The following is an 18,408-nucleotide window of genomic DNA, read 5'->3' as shown; positions in this document are numbered from 1 at the left end:
AACCTCCTAGAGATCAGAAACCGAGTTTATCAAGGGGTTAATTGATGTGGTTGGTGGATGATAAGTTTGTGGTATCCAATCTAATTCATACAGACATTCTACCACAAGTAAAATAGGCATTCACCAAAATATTCAATTTTAAAGGCAAGCATACACCATTTAACGGAACATTACAAATGACGGTCAATAAATACTTGGCTTCTAATCCGCTTTAATCCATCTTGCACAGCCCTCGCACGAACAGCACCGATCCCTTCCACTTCGTCTAATTCATCCATCGTTGCCAACATCATCTGGGGCAATACCTCAAAACGTTCCACTAATTTTTGGACAACGGTACTAGGTATACGTGGAATTTTACAAAGGATTCGATATCCTTTTGCTGATACCGACTCTTCTTGAAGATTTAATGGCCCAGGATAGCCAATTAACTTTGCTACCACTTGATGATCTAATAATTCATCTGCTGACAATTGTTTTAAAGCAGCAAATACTTTTTCAGGTGGATACTGATCGCTATCGATTGCATAATCTTTTACCAATAAAAATGCTTCTTGCTCCATATTACCCATTAATTCATCCAATTGCATACGGATCAGGCGACCTTCGATCCCTAGTTCATGTATATAACTATCGATCTCTCGTTTCACACGCAAAACCATTTCCATACGTTGCAGCACAGTCGTTACTTCATCCAACGTAACCAATTCTTCAAATTCCAAAGCACTGAGGTTTGTTGTTGCTTGATCCAGAACAGATTTATATTTTTCTAAAGTTTGAACAGCTTGATTCGCTTTTGTCAGTATGACACGAATATCTTTTAAGGAATAACGTATCATCCCTTTGTAAAGTGTAATGGTGTTACGACGTTGGGAAATAGACACAACCAATTTCCCTGTTTGGCGAGCAGTTCGCTGGGCAGTTCGGTGGCGAATTCCAGTTTCGGTCGAGGGAAGGGTAGCACTAGGTACCAATTGTGCATTTGCATACAAAATACGTTTTCCATCATTTGACAAGATGATTGCTCCATCCATCTTAGCCAGTTCATATAAGAACGATGACGAAAATGGACAATCAATGTGAAAACCACCATCTACGATATCAGCTACTGAATTGTCATAACCCATCACGATAAGTGCACCAGTTTTTGCACCTAAAATATTATCCAAACCTTCCCGAAAAGCAGTACCTGGTGCTATTAATGTCAGCATATCATCAATGTGTTCTGTTTTTTCCTCTCGCAACTTATTTACCCTCCCAATGCGACTTCCAATGCTTCTTTCAATGTTTTGACTCCAATTCGTTCAATTCCTTCTGGTGGATTCCATCCACGCATATTTTTTTCTGGAATGATGACATTGGTAAATCCCATTTGCCAAGCTTCCGCAACACGCTGTTCAATTCGACTGACTCCACGAACTTCTCCTGTTAATCCAATCTCTCCTATAAATAAATAGTCTACCCCAATTGGCCTGTCCCGAAAACTAGATGCGAGACTTAGTGCAATAGCTAGGTCAATAGCAGGTTCATCCAGCTTCACACCTCCAACGACATTTAAAAACACATCTTGCTGATGAAGAGAGAAACCGAGTCTTTTCTCTAAAACCGCAAGCATCATGCTGACTCGATGATGATCAACACCTGTAGCCATTCGTTTCGGAATCGCATTGCTAGTAGGGGTAACCAGCGCTTGGAGTTCCACGAGTACTGGTCTTGTTCCTTCAATACTTGCGGCAACTGCAGTTCCAGGAACTCCTACAGGTCGACCAGCTAAAAATAGTTCAGAAGGATTACCAACTTCCGCTAATCCAGCTTCTTTCATTTCAAATACACCAATCTCATTCGTAGAACCAAATCGGTTTTTAACCGCACGAAGCACCCGATACGTATGATGTCGCTCTCCTTCAAAATAAAGAACAGAGTCCACCATATGTTCCAACATTCGCGGACCAGCAAGTGCACCAGATTTAGTAACATGACCAACAATAATAATGGTAACTCTTTTCTCTTTGGCCAAACGCATCAACTGGCTGGTACATTCTCTAACTTGAGACACACTCCCTGGAGCAGATGTTATTTCTGGATGAAACATAGTCTGTATGGAGTCAATCACAACTAATTTGGGTGATGTTTCCTCAATCAATGACTCGATAGAAAGTAAATCCGTTTCGGCTGCGATGAGTAATTTCTCTGATAATGATTCTAAACGCTCTGCTCGAAGCCTAATTTGCTCCATGGATTCCTCACCAGATACATAGAGAACAGGCATCCCCCCATCTGCTAGGAGATGAGTAGATTGCAGAAGTAGAGTAGACTTCCCAATCCCAGGATCTCCTCCTACCAGCACCAATGAACCCGGAACTAAACCTCCGCCTAACACTCTATTCAGCTCTCGCATGCGAGTATCATAGCGCGGGGTTTCCAGTTTTTCTACTTTGGTGATCGGTATCGCTTTTTCTTTTGTTTTTTTGTTATTTCGATTGACTGCCTGTTTGTTTCCTCCAGTGATCACTTTCTCTTCAACTAAACTATTCCATACTCCGCACCCAGGACATCGTCCCATCCATTTTGGCAACTCATATCCGCACTCACCACATACAAATACACTTTTACTTTTTGCCAATAGTCTTTTCCCCTATCCCGTTTATTTGTTACTCATTATACCAAACGGACCAAACATATGATGCTTTGGCAAAAAGCGCGGAATAGGATAAACTAAAAGTTCATACAAAAGGAGGAATCAGCTTTGTTTCTTGCACATTTACACTATCAAAGACCATTTGATGTCGTACAACTCCATGTGGAAGCACATCGATCCTACTTAGAAACTTTATATGCATCAGGTAAACTGATTGTTTCCGGACCAAAAATGGATAAATCTGGTGGTATAATTTTGTTCGCTACCACAGATCGACAAGAAGTAGAAGCCATTATTTCAAAAGATCCATACTATACGTTAGATCTCGCTACTTACGAAGTGATAGAATTTAATCCAGTTAAATACGATGCTAAATTTGCAGATCTCTATTTATAATAAAAATACTATCATTATTAAAAAATATGATTCCATTTTTATAAATTTAACATACTTCGTGCTCTTTTTCAGCACTTCAACACAGTAAAACACAAAAAAGCGGCCTTTCGCCGCTTTTTTTAAGTAGTGCTTACATTTGCTTTTTCAACTACTAACTCGTTGTCTTTTAGATCAATCGTTACGTGATCTCCACGAACAATATTTCCTTTCAGTAGTTCCTCAGAGAGACGATCTTCTACATGTTTTTGAATAGCACGACGTAGTGGTCGAGCCCCATAAGCAGGGTCAAATCCTTCTTTCGCCAAATGCTTAGTAGCTTCTGACGTCATCGTGACATGTATGTTTTGTTCTGCCAAGCGCTTTCTTAATTCCTCTGACATCAATGTTACGATCTCGCTGAGATGTTCTTCTTTCAAGGAATGGAACACAATCACATCATCAATTCGGTTTAAAAACTCTGGACGGAAGCTTTTCTTCAATTCTTCCATCACGTTTTGTTTCATGCGTTCATACTCATCTTTGCTGTTATCCCCAACCGTAAAACCAAGTTTTGTATTCTTCCCGATAGTAGATGCACCAACGTTGGATGTCATGATAATGATCGTATTGCGGAAGTCAACGGTACGACCCTTACTATCAGTCAAGCGACCGTCTTCCAAAACTTGAAGCAGTACATTGAACACTTCTGGGTGTGCTTTTTCTATTTCATCAAAAAGAACCACAGAGTAAGGTTTACGACGAACTTTCTCTGTTAATTGTCCGCCTTCATCATAACCGACATATCCTGGTGGAGAACCAACGAGACGACTTGTAGAATGTTTCTCCATATACTCAGACATATCAATCCGAATCATAGCATCTTCGTCCCCGAACATCGACTCTGCCAAAGCTCTAGCAAGTTCTGTTTTCCCTACTCCGGTAGGTCCTAAGAAGATAAAGGAACCAATCGGACGTTTCGGATCTTTTAACCCTGCACGAGCTCGACGAATAGCACGAGCCACAGAGACTACAGCTTCTTCTTGACCGATGACCCGATTATGCAAGATTTCTTCCATTTTTAGCAGGCGTTCTGTCTCTTCTTCTGCGAGTTTTACTACAGGAACTCCAGTCCAACTTGCTACTACATCTGCTACATCTTCTGCTGTTACAGCTGAGTCACTTTTTCCTTGATCCTGTCTCCAGCGATTACGAGTAGTCTCTAGTTCCTCACGCAGCTTTTGCTCTGTATCGCGAAGTGAGGCTGCTTTTTCAAATTCTTGACTTTGAACTGCTGCATCTTTTTCTTTTTTCACTTCTTCCATTCGTTGCTCCAACTCTTTCAATTCTGGAGGAACTGTGTAAGAGGAAAGTCTTACTTTTGATGCTGCTTCGTCAATCAAATCGATTGCTTTATCTGGTAGATAGCGGTCTGTTATATAGCGATCAGAAAGTTTTACTGCTTGTTTGATAGCTTCATCTGTAATTTTCACTCGATGGTGAGCTTCATAACGATCACGAAGTCCTTGAAGAATGAGAATAGCTTCTTCTTTGGATGGTTCATCTACCGTAATTGGTTGGAAACGACGTTCTAGTGCAGCATCTTTTTCAATATACTTGCGATACTCATCGAGGGTAGTTGCGCCTACGCATTGTAATTCTCCACGAGCGAGTGCTGGTTTTAATATATTGGAAGCATCAATCGCACCTTCTGCACCACCGGCACCAATTAACGTATGCAACTCATCGATAAAGAGAATGATGTTACCTGCTTGGCGAATTTCGTCCATAATTTTTTTCAAACGATCTTCAAATTCCCCACGATACTTGGTTCCAGCTACTACTGTACCCATATCAAGGGTCATCACACGTTTTCCACGAAGAGTCTCTGGAATATCTCCTTCGACGATTCGCTGTGCCAGCCCTTCTGCTACTGCGGTTTTCCCAACACCTGGCTCTCCGATCAGCACAGGATTATTTTTGGTACGGCGAGATAATACTTGAATAACCCGGTCGATCTCTTTGCTTCTACCGATTACTGGATCTAAATTACTTTCTCTAGCCGATTGGGTCAGATCACGAGCAAGACTATCCAATGTAGGCGTATTCGCGCTCATTTGTGTTCCCCCTTGATGAGATGAAACCGTCTCTGTACTCCCAAGTAGTTGAAGAACCTGACCACGTGCTTTGTTCAAACTAACACCAAGATTATTCAAAACTCTTGCTGCCACTCCTTCTCCTTCCCGAATCAATCCAAGGAGAATATGCTCGGTACCGACATAAGTATGACCGAGCTTACGAGCTTCATCCATTGACAGCTCGATTACCTTTTTCGCTCTTGGGGTATAAGCGATACTCGTAGGTTGACCACTTCCACGTCCAATCAGCGTTTCCACTTCTTTTTGGATTTTTTCCATGCCAAGACCTAGTGCAACTAATGCTTTTGCTGCAATTCCATCGCCTTCTCGAATTAATCCCAAAAGAATATGTTCGGTTCCAATATTGGTATGACCGAGACGAACCGCTTCCTCTTGTGCTAAAGAAAGTACTTTTTGCGCGCGTTCTGTAAATCGTCCAAAGATCATATCGCTTCACCTCTTCTATTTATCTATTCATCCTTTTCCATTCCAAATCGTTCACGAATCAACTCAGCCCGGCGAACATCGCGTTCTTCTGCCCCTAGTTTTTCTCCAGCATATTGCTGTAGAAAGCCTGGCTGGATCAAAACCATCAACTCATTCATCACAGAAGATGGAACTCCTTGCAGCAATTTTAAATCAATCCCTAGACGAACATCAGAAAGACGTTTCATCGCCTCTTTGGAATCGATAATCTTCGCATGAGCTAGAATACCAAATGATCTGCTAACTCTATCTTCTAGTTGAATGGGGGACAAACCAAGCAACCGTTCACGGGCTTGTTTCTCATGGTCGATCATCTGGTGAACGACACCTTGCAATTTGTTAATGATCTCTACTTCTGACTGTCCAAGTGTCACTTGATTCGATACTTGATAAAGATTACCTAATGCTTCGCTGCCTTCTCCATAAATTCCTCGTACCGCAAGCCCCACTTGTGTAATTGCTGGAATAAAACGATTTAACTGCTGTGTCAATGCTAATGCAGGCAAGTGAATCATTACAGAAGCTCGAATACCTGTGCCAACATTGGTTGGACAACTTGTTAAATAGCCGCATTGCTCATCAAACGCAAAAGTCACATGCTTTTCTAACCAATCATCTATTTGAGAAGCCAACTGCCAAGCTTTCTCTAATTGAAAACCTGGAAATAGGCATTGTATACGTACATGGTCTTCTTCATTCACCATAATACTCACTGATTCATCTTGGCTAAATAAAACCGCACCAGAGGTAGACTCTTCCGCAAGATGAGGGCTGATCAAATGTTTCTCTACCAGTACTCTTTTTTGGAGTTCCGTCAAATCAGCCATCTGAATTAATTCCGCATTCTCCAAAATCTCTGGGATATCCTCTTTTGTCAGTGCTTCTTCTATTAAGTGAATGACTTCTTCTGACTGGGAGGCGGTACTAAGCATGGGAAACGGCATATGTGCTAAGTTTCTGGCGATACGAACCCTACTGGAGAAAATAACATCAGAATGATCGCCTTTTACTCGCATCCACTCACTCATTGCATTTTCAAGAAATTGATTTAATGACACATCTCCCGCCTCCTTACTCCGAAAGTCGTTCCTGTAAGGAACGCACCTGATCTCGAAGTTGTGCTGCCTCTTCAAATTCCTCTGATTCTATCGCTCGGGCCAGCTGTTCCCGAAGTTTTTCTAAATCACGTCTAATTTTGAGTTCTCCTTTGGTACGCTCTGGAATCTTCCCATGGTGAGTGGTAGATCCATGGATGCGTCGAAGGAGCGGATCAAGACGGTCACGAAATGTTTCAAAACAATCGCTACAACCAAACCGCCCAATTTTACTAAATTGATTATACGTTAACCCGCATGTTGCACACCTTGGAACTGTCTTCGGTTGTGCAATATTGGGGGATTCACTTTCTACCATATCAAAGTTCAATAATCCAGATAACAGGTTATGAAACGAGAAGCCATTGTCAAACCCAGGCATATACTCGCCTTTTTCCTGTGCGCATACCTCACACAAATGAGATTCAGTCTTTTCTCCATTGACAATTTTGGTGAAATGGAGTGTTGCTGGACGTTTTCCACACTCAGGACAAAGCAAGCTTCATCACCCTCCTAACCTTCCAAACAGAATGGAGACCATCGATCGTAACATACGGGCTCTCAGCTCATCGCGAAGAGGAAGTGGCAGTTGAAGAGTTTCCCGGGAAATAATGCCTTTGATCAAAATCGCTTCACGCTCGGTTAACAATTGGTCCTCTTGCAGGCGGCTAATGACATGCTCTGCCGTTATCTGCGGGATCGTCTCCCCAATATGAAGCAAAAGATCAGCAAAATACTCCTTCTGAGAATGAAGCCTTGCACGACGAATTCGAATAAATCCGCCTCCACCGCGTTTGCTCTCTACCAGATAACCTTTTTCCACCGTAAATCTGGTACTGATCACATAATTGATCTGAGAGGGGACGCATTGGAACTCATCGGCTAATTCACTTCGTTTGATCTCTACCATCCCGCTGTCACTTGCTGCTAACATCTGTTGTAGATATTTTTCGATGATGTCCGAAATATTCCCCACACCGGACACCCCCTTGCTGACTTTGACTAACTTTGACCTTCTGTTATTATTATACACCAACCAACGAAAATGACAATGCTTTTTCTTATTTTTGGTCTTGATTCTGACAAATATACCAAAAAGATTAGCCTATAAGAACAAACATTTTAGCTTTAACAATTCCGTATAACAATCGGAGCAAAAAGCATCTTAAATGATAAAAAAATAAAAGAACTAACTCTATATCAGTTAGCTCTTTTTCAAACATCTATGTGAATGAATATTTTTATGCGGGGGACAAACACTGCACTCGGAAAGAGTATAGGATTGTCCGGCCCCCCTACGCTTGTTACAGCGCAGGGGGGCCGACCGTTGAGGAGAGCAGTGTTACTGCTGCTGACCCTTCTTCCGCTTGCGGGAGCGGTTGGTCTCGGCCGTCTTGCCTCGGTTGGCCTTCCTCCGATTCTCCTCGCTCCGCTTCGCCGGCTCCAGCATCGGCTGGAGCTTGGACGTGAGGTCGGGGCGAACGTCGAGCAGGAGCTGGATCTCCTTGGCGGTCATCGCGGCTCCGTTGTCGAACTTCTCCTCCAGCTTGCGCTGAAGGGCGGAGTTCTTGGACACGGGACGCCTCGTCTTCACACCCTTGGGCGTGAACGGACGCGTCGCCGACTCACCGGGACGCTGCTGGGTCTCCTCGGTGCTGGTGGCGCTCGGCTGGACCGGCTTGGTGGCACTGGTCTGCTGCGGGCGCGCCGGACGCTTGGGAGCCGTGGTCGGGACCTGGACGGTCCGACGAGCGGGCATCATCTTGGGGGTCGGACGAACGGCGGTGATGGTCATGGTGACTCCTCGTACTACGTGCACTTGATGCACAACGGTCGATGTACCTTCATCCTACAGTATTCCCCCTATTATTTCAATACAGAATATAACGATAATTTTTAAATAAAAAGGAGTTAGCAAATACTAACTCCCTTCATCTATATATAAAAACGTTGTTAGCTCGGGACGATCACTAGTATACGCTAGTAACCATCCCCTCTCCTTAAGAAGTTGTTACTCCTCTAGAAGAATCGGGCTCAGGCAGCGACGGCGAGCTGCTTCTGCGCCTGCTCCAGCAGGTTCTGCCAGTACTTGGCGTCCTTGAACTGGGCCTCGCTGATGCCCTGTCGAGCGGGAAGGATCAGCACGTCCGTTCCCTCCAGAATCAGCTCACCGTGCGGACGTCGGATGAGCGGGAAGACCTCGCCGGAGGAAACGGTCACCTCCACATGAGTCGGGAAGATTCCCTGCGAGGTGATCCACGTTCGACCGGTGAAGGAGACACCCACCTTCTTCATCGTTCCACCCGTGGCGTACTCGACTCCCTCGTATGTGTACCATTCGGCGTAGGTGACGTGACGGCTGAGGGGCGGGCGCTGGGCACCCGTGAGACGCTCGGAACCGGGAAGCACGGAAGCGGCGCTCGTCGTCATGTGAACTCCTGATTTTGGCGGCGATTTTTTCGGAAAATCACCTAGACTAATTTTATTTTAAAGGAATAAACTGAACATTTGCAAGTATAAAACGTAGCATATTGCAAAGAGAGAGACTTGTGGAAAACACAAAAAGAGTTGGACCAAGCCAACTCTTTTTGTATTTATATACAATTTCATTATATGCGGCGCCCAAAACTTGAAAATTATCAAATCATGGGCGGGTCTCTCCTCAGAAGGAGAGGGTGTATCAGATCAGCTGAACAGACTCATCAGCAGCTCCTGCTGCTCCAGGCTGAAGGCGTTGCCGACACGGAGCTTGGAAGCTGCCTGTGGGCGGGCCTTCACCTGCGGACGAGTCACCTCCGGCAGCGATCGCCGGGTACGGACCTGCTCGGTCTTCTTCGCCGGTCGTCCCGGCTGGTAGTCCGGGTGCATGCGTCGGTACGCTGCCATCTGATTGATCTCCTGCTGGCGTCGGTTCGCGATACCCAGGACGGAGGCCCCCTCCGACGCGGTCATCGCGCGGGTGAAACCGGAGTGCCTCGAACGGTTGCGGGCAGCGGCAGCCTGCTTGTCGATCAGGGACATGTCTTAGCCTCAATTCGGGCTCGATCTGGTAGAAGTAACCTTAAAATATACCATTCTAACTTCTCTGTCAAGATAAGAAGCCGCATCTTACAAATCTTCACATAGAAGAAAAGTCGGCTTTCACCGACTCTTTTATTACAATTTGTATTTTCGAAGTTCTGTCCCTGTATCACTGACCGTTCTATTGGTCTGGTGGAAATTCACTTTACTTTCAACAGAATATTTCCCCAAAATCATATCAAAGATCCTAATAAACTTGCTCTACTCGATTGATTCCTTCTACTTGCTGTAATTCCTCAAGGAGTTTTGCATCAAGGCTTTCTCCTTTTATCTTTATCGTAAACGTAATCTTCGATTCTTCATGTTGATCTTCTTCAATCCGTAATTTTTTGATCGAGACACTCTTACTATTAGCAATAATCGTAATGAGCTCACTGAGCTGGACTACTTCATTATCCGTCCATACTTCTAATACTGCCCTCGTTTTTTTGTTCCAAAAGATTCGATCAAGTTGTTTTCGGATAATCAACCCAACAAATACAATAATAGTAGTAATAATTGCTGGAAAATAATAACCTGCCCCAGTAGATAAACCAATTGCTGCAACAACCCATAAGGAGGCAGCCGTGGTTAAACCACTTACGGTGACACCTTGACGTAAGATCGTCCCTGCTCCAAGAAAACCAATCCCACTAACAACTTGTGCACTAATTCGTGATGGATCAAAAGTAAAATGTTTTAGCTCTACAAAATCTGCAAAACCATAAATAGAAATCAACATGATAAGGGCTGAGCCTACTGAAACCAAAATATGTGTGCGAAATCCTGCTGGAGAATGATTTAACTCTCGCTCCCAACCGATTAATCCGCCCATCAATGCAGCCATAAATAAACGCTCTGTTAACACCCAGTAGCTCGGATGCAAGATGTCAACCAATACCTCCACCTCCTTACCATACAATTACCCTAATTAGATATATTATTATACATATTTAACATGTTTTATAAAGAGCTATTCAACTTCTGTGTTCTTCCATCTGATAATTCAAGTATAATAAAATTAGCTCTTACCCTAGTAGAAATGGATGAATCATGAACGATCGCGCAGCCCTTGAGACTCTTCGTGGTATGCGGAATCCTTTCAGTGGATTCTATCGCGAAGGCGAGGGAATGCCCAAGATTCTAGTAGATCTCTATAGGCTTCTGGAGAATGGAGATACACCTACCTCGAAGCAGCTGGGTTCTACTCGCTCTGAATTGAAAAAGCTTTCCGCATCTGCTACTTCGAGTTTCAAGAGCATAGAAAAAAAGCTTGATGGCATGAATGAGCGTCCCGGCGATAATAGCTCAAACGATCCTCAAGTACGGAAGCTTGTTAAAGAATACTGGCGATACTACTGGGCCAACGAAAAGTTTAAGGAGCTGATCAATCACCTTGGGTGATCGTCTGACTGGGTATCAATGTAGATACCCAGTCACCTATATGAATTTAAGCAAGATTACATATTTCACTGTAGAGTGTCTGCATGTTCAAATAAATCATTTTGTGTGTAAACAAATTCAATTTTTCAAAACCAATTAACAGTTAGTGGATATTTCAAGTATACTATCAGTAGAGAACTTTCCTTTCTAGTAGAAAGAGTTTGATCATCATGAGCAGATTGCAAGCTCTCACCGATTTCCGGGCTCTTCTCAATCCCTATGGAGGTCGCTATGCTCATGGGAATGGGCTCCCGCAAGTTCTAGAAGTGGTATATCTGAAGCTTCTTCGAAAAGGAGATCCTCCAACCACAGAGGAACTTCAAAAGGCTATCGGATATCTCCAAGGTCTCAGTCAAAGTACTCAATCAAAACTCATCGAAACACAACAAGGGTTGACGAGGCTACACCAACGGCTGGGAATGCCCTGCACTCGACGCGAAAGACTTGAACTTCCTCGTGTAATCTCTACGGATACTCGCGTGAAGCAAGTTTACTCTAGGGATATTGCTCTCTATCGATCGTTGATCAGACAGCTACAGCAGCTACAAGAACAGACGAGTGAGCGAGAACTTGCAACTGTCTGATCGAGCTCCGACCGGATATCTTACCAAAGGTATCCGGTCGTCGACTTTCTTTCTATAGATTATCCTCGGCTTTTCCGCTATCATGAGAAAGGAAACTTTCTATAAGAAGCGGTGAATTATGATGTCTAGTAACCAAATCAAATGGCTTATCCTCGCCATTCCTACTCTGACAATCGGAATATGGGAATATCTCCGTCATTCCATTCTTCTTCCCCATATTTCTATGGAATTAGGAAACTGGCTTTCACCTCTCATTATATTTCTTGTAACCATCACAGTAGTCAGTCCACTTTTTCGAGCTTATGAAAACTTACAGCAAGAATTAAAACAAGAGCGGGAAAGTACACAATTAATGGCGGAAAGAGAAAGAATCGCTAGAGAGTTACACGACGGTATCGCCCAAACACTGTTTTTATCTTCTGTCCAGGTGGAGAAACTAAAAGCAGTCTCCCCTAATGAAGAATGGAAAGAACTACAACATAGTCTCTATCATATCCAAGAATATGTCAGGCGATCGATTCACACGCTAAAAACAGAGAATCAAATAGCTTTGTCTGCACAAATGCAAGCCTGTATCGAACAATTTCAGTTGGATACAGGCATTGCGATTGATTATAGATCCGATTTTCAAGATAGTCACTTCTCGCAAAAAGAAGGCTGGGAAATAGCAGCTTGTACGAATGAAGCATTAACAAATATCCGAAAACACGCGAATGCTACTGATGTATCTATTTCACTAGCCTCAACCTCTTCCACATGGACATTATGTATTACAGATAATGGCGTAGGATTTGATGAAAATTTGATAAATACTCCCAACAGTTTTGGATTGCGAATCATGCGAGAACGTGCGGAAGAATGTGGTGCACGGTTCTCTTTTTCTCATTTAAATAAGAAAACAACGGTAAGGATAAGTAAAGGAGAACAATAAAGATGAGTTATCGTATCTTAATTTGCGACGACCATGAACATGCACGTAAAGCAATGCGAATTATTCTTGCAGAGGATGAAAGATTTACCATTGTAGGGGAAGCCAAACGTGGAGATGAGATTCTTTTCTTAACGGAACAACTGATGCCAGATATGATTCTGATGGATATCAATATGCCATCTCTTAATGGTTTGGAAGCGACTCGTTTAGTAAAAGAACGATTTCCTTATGTCAAAATCGTTATGGTTACAGTGTCAGATGATGTGACAAATCTGTTTGAAGCAATCAAAAATGGTGCACAAGGATACTTAGTCAAAAACTTAAATCCATCCATTTGGCTCTCGTATCTGCATGCTTTGGCTACTGATTCCGCTCCCATGCCACAAGCAATAGCCAACCGAATTTTAGCAGAATTTACAGGGATGAAATCATCTGATCACACGCTTCTGACTCCTCGAGAACAAGAAATTTTGACTAGAGTTGCACAAGGATTAAGCAACCGGGAAATCGCAGTGGAATTGGTAATTTCTGAGTATACAGTGAAAAATCATCTAAAGAATATCATGCAGAAATTACATCTGAATAACCGAGTACAGTTAACCAGATATGCTTATGAACAAGGATTTATGAAAAGACCTACATAAGATAAATAGTCCAAATGAGGGATAGGTTTTACCTTCTTCGTTTTTTAAAATAAGGATTGAATAATTTCCCATTTTTAAACGATTTTAAAGGAAAACAAATCGAATGAAGGAGTTTCTTACCGTGAAAAAATTAGGATGGATTTTCGTTTTAGTGCTACTCCTCATCAGTGGCTGTACCTCACAATCCACTACTCCAACTATTCCTACCATACCAAAAAATATCGCCCTTTCTTTTTCCACTATCCCTAGCAATCCAACTCCCAATCAGCCTGTCACGCTCGTCGCAAAAGTAACTGGAGACAGCAAGCCAGTGAATGATGCTAGTGTAGAGTTCGAGGTATGGAATACAGGATCGGAAAATCACTCGATGTTAAAAACGAAGCGAACTGGAGAAGGAACGTATACGATTTCCAATACTTATCCAATCGCAGGATCCTACAACGTTATCGTTCATGCTACAACACCACAAACACACCAAATGATTTCCAAAACTTTTACTATTGGGGAATCTACAGAAAAACAACATGATCATCATGCCAAAACAGATGGACTTATGCTGCATATTCAACTACCATCTACAGCAAAAAGTGGACAAGATACTAAATTATTCGGACATATCACTCAAAATAACAAACCTTTTACAGCAGCGAATGTCCAGTTTGAGATATGGAAAAAAGATACAAACCCTCACGACTTTACCGATGTTGCCGAAACCAAGCCAGGTGAGTATTACAGCACCTATCGTTTTAAAACTCCTGGAACTTATTATGTAAAGTTACATGTAGAGAAGGGAAAAGTACATGATCATACGGAGCAATCACTAGTTGTGAAATAGCTCCTATGCTAGAATATAAGAAGCAATCCATATACTAGTTTGGAGATAAAATGGGGAATTATTATGACCCAAATGACCTTTTATGGGAAGCTTTGACGGATCTCATGCTGACGCTTTTTCAACTCCCAGATGAATTAGAAGCAATCCGCATTCATCTGATGACCCGACCATACACAGCAATAGATACACGTAACAAAGCAAAAGCAAGAAAATGCCTAGAAAAGCTTATCTCCACCACAAACAGCAAAATGAAGCAATTGATAGAGGATTTGTCAAAAGAAGGAATTCTCCTAGTTGATCTAAATTCTGACAAGCAGCCAGATCGCTTGGAAACGAAGAAAATCAAGCTCTGGGTAGAATCGTACAAAAAGCAGCAGAAAATTTCCGAAGACAGCTTAGCAGTTCTGAAAGCTCTTCCAAATTAGTATATCCCCGCTAGACCCAAAAGAGTTTAGCGGGGATTCGTCTATGCTATGATAATATAGAGAAGTAGTATCCCTTACTTTTTGGAGAATAATATGCACCACGATCTGGCTGTAGAAACCCTGCATGATCTGGCTTGCGATCTTAGAGGAATGGGTATCACCATCCCAAAGCCGCTAGATGATTATCGGAAAAAGAAAAGTACAGATACAACTGAGGTACTTCGTCATCTTCGTAACCTTCTTGCAGATTTCAAGAAGAAGACAGAATCCGCGAAAAAAGAGGTTAAGGGGTATGGCAAGGAGATCACCTACTCTGGTTATGATCACCCAGATCCTTCTATTCAAGAACGTATCGATGAATTGCGTGCAATCTACTGGAAGTTCAATCCTGTAGAGGAACGTATTCTTGAAATAATTGGTCAACTAGAGGGATGATATCCATGTGCTGGCTTCTATCATAAATAGGAGCCAGCACGCTCTCATTTTTAACACAAAAAACCACTAACAAATGTTAGCGGTCTTCTTGAAACAATTCATATAACAACGCCATTCGAACCCACATACCATTTTTCGCCTGCTCAAAGTATAGAGCACGTAGATCTCTATCTACCTCAGGTGCAATCTCTTGATTGCGAGGAAGAGGATGAAGAACAATGGTATGATTAGCAAATCCATCAAGCACTACCTGATTGATCACAATCTCTTTTACTTCTCCTTCACTAACAGACATTCTCTCTCGCTGGGTTCTCGTCTGGTAGAGAACATCCACATCACCAGGCACTTCTGCGAGTGTAGAGCACGGGATAAAGCGTCCTCCATGTTCTTCTATATAGCGAATATAATCCTCACTTAGTTCCAATCCGGGTAAACTAACCCCATAAATAGTCAATCCATCATATAACGATAGCATTTTAACTAACGAATGGACTGTTCGACCATATCTCAAATCACCTATTGCAGCAATCGATAAGTTATCTAAAGAAGAACGATGCTCTAAAATCGTGAAGCAATCGAGCAGAGATTGGGTTGGATGTTCCCCTGATCCTCCACCAGCGTTGACAATGGGTACAGCAGATATTTTGCTTGCTATATCTGCCGCATCATTATCATAGTGGCGCATAACGATTGCATCAGCATAACCTTCTATAATACGAATCGTATCAGCAAGGCTTTCTCCTTTAACAGACGAAGAGACTTCTTTTGCATTTTCTGTGCTTATTAAACTTGCACCAAGTCGCTGAATAGCGGACTCAAAAGAAAGCCGAGTACGTGTACTCGGTTCATAAAATAAGGTAGCTATCACTTTTCCTTGAAGAGCTTTGCTGTAGCGACTAGGATCGTTCTTGATTTTAGATGTTAGTGCAAATAAAGGAGTTAAACTTTCTTTGGTATATTGACTGCTAGAAATGACATGTCGCATGAATGCTTACCCTCCGTTGTTTTTGGTAAAGGTAATAATTATTTCCCCTTCACCACCAGGCCCTATTTTTACAGGCATGGATGTAAGTTCAATCGAATCTGATTGCATCTCCAAATAAGGAGTTTTTATTTTCAATTCCTCATCTGCAGCATATACATAAGGAATAGAAACCAGAAATAAGGAACAAAGACTTAGCAGTAATAGCTTCCATTGCACTCTTTATCTATCCTTTCTGCAAGACTACTTCATAGCTTGAGCACTTGACAGTCCGTTCTGATAGAGTCGATTACTTGGTTCAAGCGTAGTCGCTTTTTGAAAAGCAGCTACTGCTTGGGCTTTATTCTTCACAGCCATATAACAAACTCCTAACTGATAAGCATACAACGCATTGTCCGGATCACGAGTAAGTGCTTTTTGTGTTGCTATAATAGCAGATTGATAGCTGTCAGCATTCGATTTCCCATTGATGTAGTAGGCTCGTGCTTTGTAGTAATATCCTTCTGCATTTTTATCATCTATCTTATTAACTTCAACGAATTGATCAAAAGCTAGATTAAGAAGATCCTTTAGTCGCTTCTCCTTAATCTCTGGTCGTAAACTTTGGTTGCGAAGTAGTTCGTCTCGTTGTTTGAGATACAAAAGTCCTAGCGAGATAAGATAATCGATATTTTTCTTATCTAATTGAACTGCTTTTTTCTCATTATCCACCGCAGCTTGAATATGATTGGCTTGTAATTGTATTAGGGCAAAATCATGAAAGTATAATGCATTTTTCGGATCTTTGGCTACTGCGATTTTCATACTGGCTATCGCTTCATCACTATTTTTTAAGGCATTGTAAATTTTCCCACGATGGTACTGTGCACTCGCCATATTTTTGTTGATTCCTACTGCTTGCTCAATTGCTTCTTTAGCCTTTTCATAGTCTCGTACATAAAAATGAAAAACAGCAAGTTGATCAAAAAGCTTTGCATCATCTGTTATATACGATGTTGCAGAAGTCAAAACTAGGACACCAGACTTATAATCTTTTTTGAGTCCATAAAGATTGGCAAGGTGAACATAGTATGTTTTGTTCCCAGTATCTACGGCAAGTGCTTGTTTGGCTAATGCCAATGATTTTTCTATATCTTTACCCTCATAAGCTTTGACTGATTGATTGTACAGTGATATCGCTTTGTTTTCGTCCTGCTCAACCTCTTGAATAATCTTGGCATCAATCAAAGCAGTTACATCAGGATCAGGAGAAGCCCATAATTGCATGAGAAAAAGAAGTGCTAGTACTCCAATTACCACCCATGTCACCCATGCTGGTAATTTTTTCTTTTGCTTTTTGTCATTACTTTTTGCCTTTATATCCTTTACCCCAAAAGAATCTAATTTTGGCTTATGAGGCAGCAGTTTATCTGAAAGCGGCGGCTTATTGGAATTCAGCTTATCTGAAAGTGGCTGCTTATTGGGAATCAGCTTTTCCATCAAAGACTTTTCTTTCTTCTTTGGTTCCGGTTCTGGCTCTACATCCTCAATCATCTCAGGTTTTTTACCCCCAAAAGAATGTGCCCATTTCCAAAGCTCATGAAGCGGTGGTCGCATGATCGGGTCCGGTGAAACACTCTTCATGATCCATGACTCTAATTCGACTGGTACATCTCCACGTAAAGAACGCAGTGGTCTCATTTCATCCTTGTGTTCTTCAAATCCATCCCCAGTAAGCATATGAAATAACAATTCAGCCATTTGCTTCGCAATCTCTGCTTCACTATAAGAATTTGCCTTCTCTCTAGGAAAAACCGACAATGGTCCGCCATATAAAAACCGTATTTTTGTATTCTCTTCTATCACCATGTTTTGCGGATCAATAAGTGCAAACTCATCCTGAGACTCACATTCCATCAAATGGTCAGAAATCGTTTGCGTAATTTGAGAAATCTCACCTAAGGCTAGTGGTGCATTTTGGTAGAGATAGATTCCTAACAGGTTTCCTTCCATCTTCTCAAATACTTGATATAATACACCATCTTCAACAAATACTTCTTGTAGAGGGACAAAAATACGTTCATTTCTAAGAGGCAGTTTTGACAAAGTATTTTCATCAGGTAACGGATGTAATTGAATTGCATGGATAAAACGAGTTGGCGTTTCTTCTGGATCAAACGAATCATACGTTGTGTAGTATAATACCCCATCAACAAAAGGAAAAACACTAATCACTTGGTAATTTCGTTTTATTCGCTCTCCTTGCTGTTTTATCTCCATAACTTCTCCTCACTCTATCAAGCGGTCATTTTTCATATCCCCTATTGTAACATGAAGTAACACAAAGGTTGAATGGCATTTT

General features: G+C 42.0%; 21 protein-coding genes. 8 read left to right on the top strand and 13 right to left on the bottom strand.

All coding sequences use genetic code 11. The features are described from left to right. Window positions 1-170: 170 nt before the first annotated feature. On the bottom strand, window positions 171-1,244 hold the full coding sequence (disA, locus tag GSM42_RS12820) for a DNA integrity scanning diadenylate cyclase DisA (RefSeq protein ID WP_160801934.1): 1,074 nt from the start codon (window positions 1,242-1,244) through the stop codon (window positions 171-173). A 5-nt stretch (window positions 1,245-1,249) separates the two neighbouring features. Beyond that, complete coding sequence (gene radA, locus GSM42_RS12815; RefSeq protein ID WP_160801933.1) at window positions 1,250-2,623, bottom strand: DNA repair protein RadA; 1,374 nt, start codon at window positions 2,621-2,623, stop codon at window positions 1,250-1,252. A gap of 123 nt (window positions 2,624-2,746) precedes the next feature. On the opposite strand from radA, the gene GSM42_RS12810 reads away from it, so the two are divergent. Beyond that, complete coding sequence (locus GSM42_RS12810) at window positions 2,747-3,034, top strand: YciI family protein (protein ID WP_160801932.1); 288 nt, start codon at window positions 2,747-2,749, stop codon at window positions 3,032-3,034. Between the two features lie 119 nt (window positions 3,035-3,153). Here the strand turns inward: GSM42_RS12810 and GSM42_RS12805 are convergent, their stop codons facing one another. The 8 genes from GSM42_RS12805 to GSM42_RS12770 all read right to left on the bottom strand — a co-directional run bounded on the left by GSM42_RS12805 (window position 3,154) and on the right by GSM42_RS12770 (window position 10,686). Further along, window positions 3,154-5,595 carry an ATP-dependent Clp protease ATP-binding subunit gene (locus GSM42_RS12805; RefSeq protein WP_160801931.1) on the bottom strand — a complete coding sequence of 814 codons (2,442 nt, stop codon included), beginning with the start codon at window positions 5,593-5,595 and terminating at the stop codon, window positions 3,154-3,156. 23 nt (window positions 5,596-5,618) lie between these two features. Continuing rightward, on the bottom strand, window positions 5,619-6,692 hold the full coding sequence (locus GSM42_RS12800) for a protein-arginine kinase McsB (RefSeq protein ID WP_160801930.1): 1,074 nt from the start codon (window positions 6,690-6,692) through the stop codon (window positions 5,619-5,621). A 13-nt stretch (window positions 6,693-6,705) separates the two neighbouring features. Continuing rightward, window positions 6,706-7,227 carry a protein-arginine kinase activator protein McsA gene (locus tag GSM42_RS12795; RefSeq protein ID WP_160801929.1) on the bottom strand — a complete coding sequence of 174 codons (522 nt, stop codon included), beginning with the start codon at window positions 7,225-7,227 and terminating at the stop codon, window positions 6,706-6,708. Between the two features lie 6 nt (window positions 7,228-7,233). Then, a complete protein-coding gene (locus tag GSM42_RS12790) occupies window positions 7,234-7,704 on the bottom strand; it encodes a CtsR family transcriptional regulator (protein WP_160801928.1) in 471 nt (156 codons plus the stop codon). Window positions 7,705-8,070: 366 nt separating this feature from the next. Beyond that, window positions 8,071-8,523, bottom strand: coding sequence for a hypothetical protein (locus tag GSM42_RS12785; protein ID WP_160801927.1), 453 nt, complete (start codon window positions 8,521-8,523; stop codon window positions 8,071-8,073). A gap of 239 nt (window positions 8,524-8,762) precedes the next feature. Then, window positions 8,763-9,158 (bottom strand): hypothetical protein, encoded by a 396-nt coding sequence (locus GSM42_RS12780; protein WP_160801926.1) that lies wholly within the window; start codon window positions 9,156-9,158, stop codon window positions 8,763-8,765. A 255-nt stretch (window positions 9,159-9,413) separates the two neighbouring features. Further along, window positions 9,414-9,749 (bottom strand): hypothetical protein, encoded by a 336-nt coding sequence (locus GSM42_RS12775; RefSeq protein ID WP_160801925.1) that lies wholly within the window; start codon window positions 9,747-9,749, stop codon window positions 9,414-9,416. A gap of 247 nt (window positions 9,750-9,996) precedes the next feature. Next, on the bottom strand, window positions 9,997-10,686 hold the full coding sequence (locus tag GSM42_RS12770) for an MgtC/SapB family protein (RefSeq protein ID WP_237446595.1): 690 nt from the start codon (window positions 10,684-10,686) through the stop codon (window positions 9,997-9,999). A 155-nt stretch (window positions 10,687-10,841) separates the two neighbouring features. Here GSM42_RS12770 and GSM42_RS12765 point away from each other — a divergent pair, with 155 nt between their 5' ends. From GSM42_RS12765 to GSM42_RS12735, 7 genes are all read left to right on the top strand, one after another. After that, the gene (locus GSM42_RS12765; protein WP_160801924.1) at window positions 10,842-11,192 is read left to right on the top strand and encodes a hypothetical protein; all 351 of its coding nucleotides are present in this window, start codon (window positions 10,842-10,844) and stop codon (window positions 11,190-11,192) included. A 209-nt stretch (window positions 11,193-11,401) separates the two neighbouring features. Further along, window positions 11,402-11,815: a hypothetical protein gene (locus GSM42_RS12760; RefSeq protein ID WP_160801923.1), complete on the top strand. Its 414-nt coding sequence runs from the start codon at window positions 11,402-11,404 to the stop codon at window positions 11,813-11,815. Between the two features lie 118 nt (window positions 11,816-11,933). Then, the gene (locus GSM42_RS12755) at window positions 11,934-12,746 is read left to right on the top strand and encodes a sensor histidine kinase (RefSeq protein ID WP_160801922.1); all 813 of its coding nucleotides are present in this window, start codon (window positions 11,934-11,936) and stop codon (window positions 12,744-12,746) included. Window positions 12,747-12,748: 2 nt separating this feature from the next. Continuing rightward, a complete protein-coding gene (locus tag GSM42_RS12750) occupies window positions 12,749-13,390 on the top strand; it encodes a response regulator (RefSeq protein WP_160801921.1) in 642 nt (213 codons plus the stop codon). 121 nt (window positions 13,391-13,511) lie between these two features. Beyond that, complete coding sequence (locus tag GSM42_RS12745; protein ID WP_160801920.1) at window positions 13,512-14,225, top strand: FixH family protein; 714 nt, start codon at window positions 13,512-13,514, stop codon at window positions 14,223-14,225. A 50-nt stretch (window positions 14,226-14,275) separates the two neighbouring features. After that, complete coding sequence (locus GSM42_RS12740) at window positions 14,276-14,650, top strand: hypothetical protein (protein WP_160801919.1); 375 nt, start codon at window positions 14,276-14,278, stop codon at window positions 14,648-14,650. A gap of 93 nt (window positions 14,651-14,743) precedes the next feature. Then, window positions 14,744-15,085 carry a hypothetical protein gene (locus GSM42_RS12735; protein ID WP_160801918.1) on the top strand — a complete coding sequence of 114 codons (342 nt, stop codon included), beginning with the start codon at window positions 14,744-14,746 and terminating at the stop codon, window positions 15,083-15,085. A 76-nt stretch (window positions 15,086-15,161) separates the two neighbouring features. Here GSM42_RS12735 and pyrB read toward each other — a convergent pair whose 3' ends face one another. The 3 genes from pyrB to GSM42_RS12720 are packed head-to-tail and all read right to left on the bottom strand — an operon-like array spanning window position 15,162 to window position 18,326. Beyond that, entirely contained in the window at window positions 15,162-16,070 is a 909-nt protein-coding gene (pyrB, locus tag GSM42_RS12730; RefSeq protein ID WP_160801917.1) for an aspartate carbamoyltransferase, read from the bottom strand. Between the two features lie 6 nt (window positions 16,071-16,076). After that, window positions 16,077-16,286 carry a hypothetical protein gene (locus GSM42_RS12725; RefSeq protein ID WP_160801916.1) on the bottom strand — a complete coding sequence of 70 codons (210 nt, stop codon included), beginning with the start codon at window positions 16,284-16,286 and terminating at the stop codon, window positions 16,077-16,079. A gap of 24 nt (window positions 16,287-16,310) precedes the next feature. Next, a complete protein-coding gene (locus GSM42_RS12720; RefSeq protein WP_160801915.1) occupies window positions 16,311-18,326 on the bottom strand; it encodes a tetratricopeptide repeat protein in 2,016 nt (671 codons plus the stop codon). Between the last annotated feature and the right edge of the window lie 82 nt (window positions 18,327-18,408).

The sequence above is a fragment of the Shimazuella alba genome, from assembly GCF_009831235.1.
In the GTDB taxonomy this organism is placed as follows: domain Bacteria; phylum Bacillota; class Bacilli; order Thermoactinomycetales; family Thermoactinomycetaceae; genus Shimazuella; species Shimazuella alba.
This window is presented reverse-complemented; position numbering and strand designations above follow the sequence as displayed.

Bases quoted from the DNA above. Each gene is read 5' to 3' on its own strand.
- GSM42_RS12760 (WP_160801923.1), top strand. From the start codon at position 11,402: ATGAGCAGATTGCAAGCTCTCACCGATTTCCGGGCTCTTCTCAATCCC.
- GSM42_RS12775 (WP_160801925.1), bottom strand. From the start codon at position 9,749: ATGTCCCTGATCGACAAGCAGGCTGCCGCTGCCCGCAACCGTTCGAGG.
- GSM42_RS12805 (WP_160801931.1), bottom strand. From the start codon at position 5,595: ATGATCTTTGGACGATTTACAGAACGCGCGCAAAAAGTACTTTCTTTA.
- GSM42_RS12780 (WP_160801926.1), bottom strand. From the start codon at position 9,158: ATGACGACGAGCGCCGCTTCCGTGCTTCCCGGTTCCGAGCGTCTCACG.
- pyrB (WP_160801917.1), bottom strand. From the start codon at position 16,070: ATGCGACATGTCATTTCTAGCAGTCAATATACCAAAGAAAGTTTAACT.
- GSM42_RS12720 (WP_160801915.1), bottom strand. From the start codon at position 18,326: ATGGAGATAAAACAGCAAGGAGAGCGAATAAAACGAAATTACCAAGTG.
- GSM42_RS12750 (WP_160801921.1), top strand. From the start codon at position 12,749: ATGAGTTATCGTATCTTAATTTGCGACGACCATGAACATGCACGTAAA.
- GSM42_RS12740 (WP_160801919.1), top strand. From the start codon at position 14,276: ATGGGGAATTATTATGACCCAAATGACCTTTTATGGGAAGCTTTGACG.
- GSM42_RS12765 (WP_160801924.1), top strand. From the start codon at position 10,842: ATGAACGATCGCGCAGCCCTTGAGACTCTTCGTGGTATGCGGAATCCT.
- GSM42_RS12755 (WP_160801922.1), top strand. From the start codon at position 11,934: ATGATGTCTAGTAACCAAATCAAATGGCTTATCCTCGCCATTCCTACT.
- GSM42_RS12785 (WP_160801927.1), bottom strand. From the start codon at position 8,523: ATGACCATCACCGCCGTTCGTCCGACCCCCAAGATGATGCCCGCTCGT.
- GSM42_RS12735 (WP_160801918.1), top strand. From the start codon at position 14,744: ATGCACCACGATCTGGCTGTAGAAACCCTGCATGATCTGGCTTGCGAT.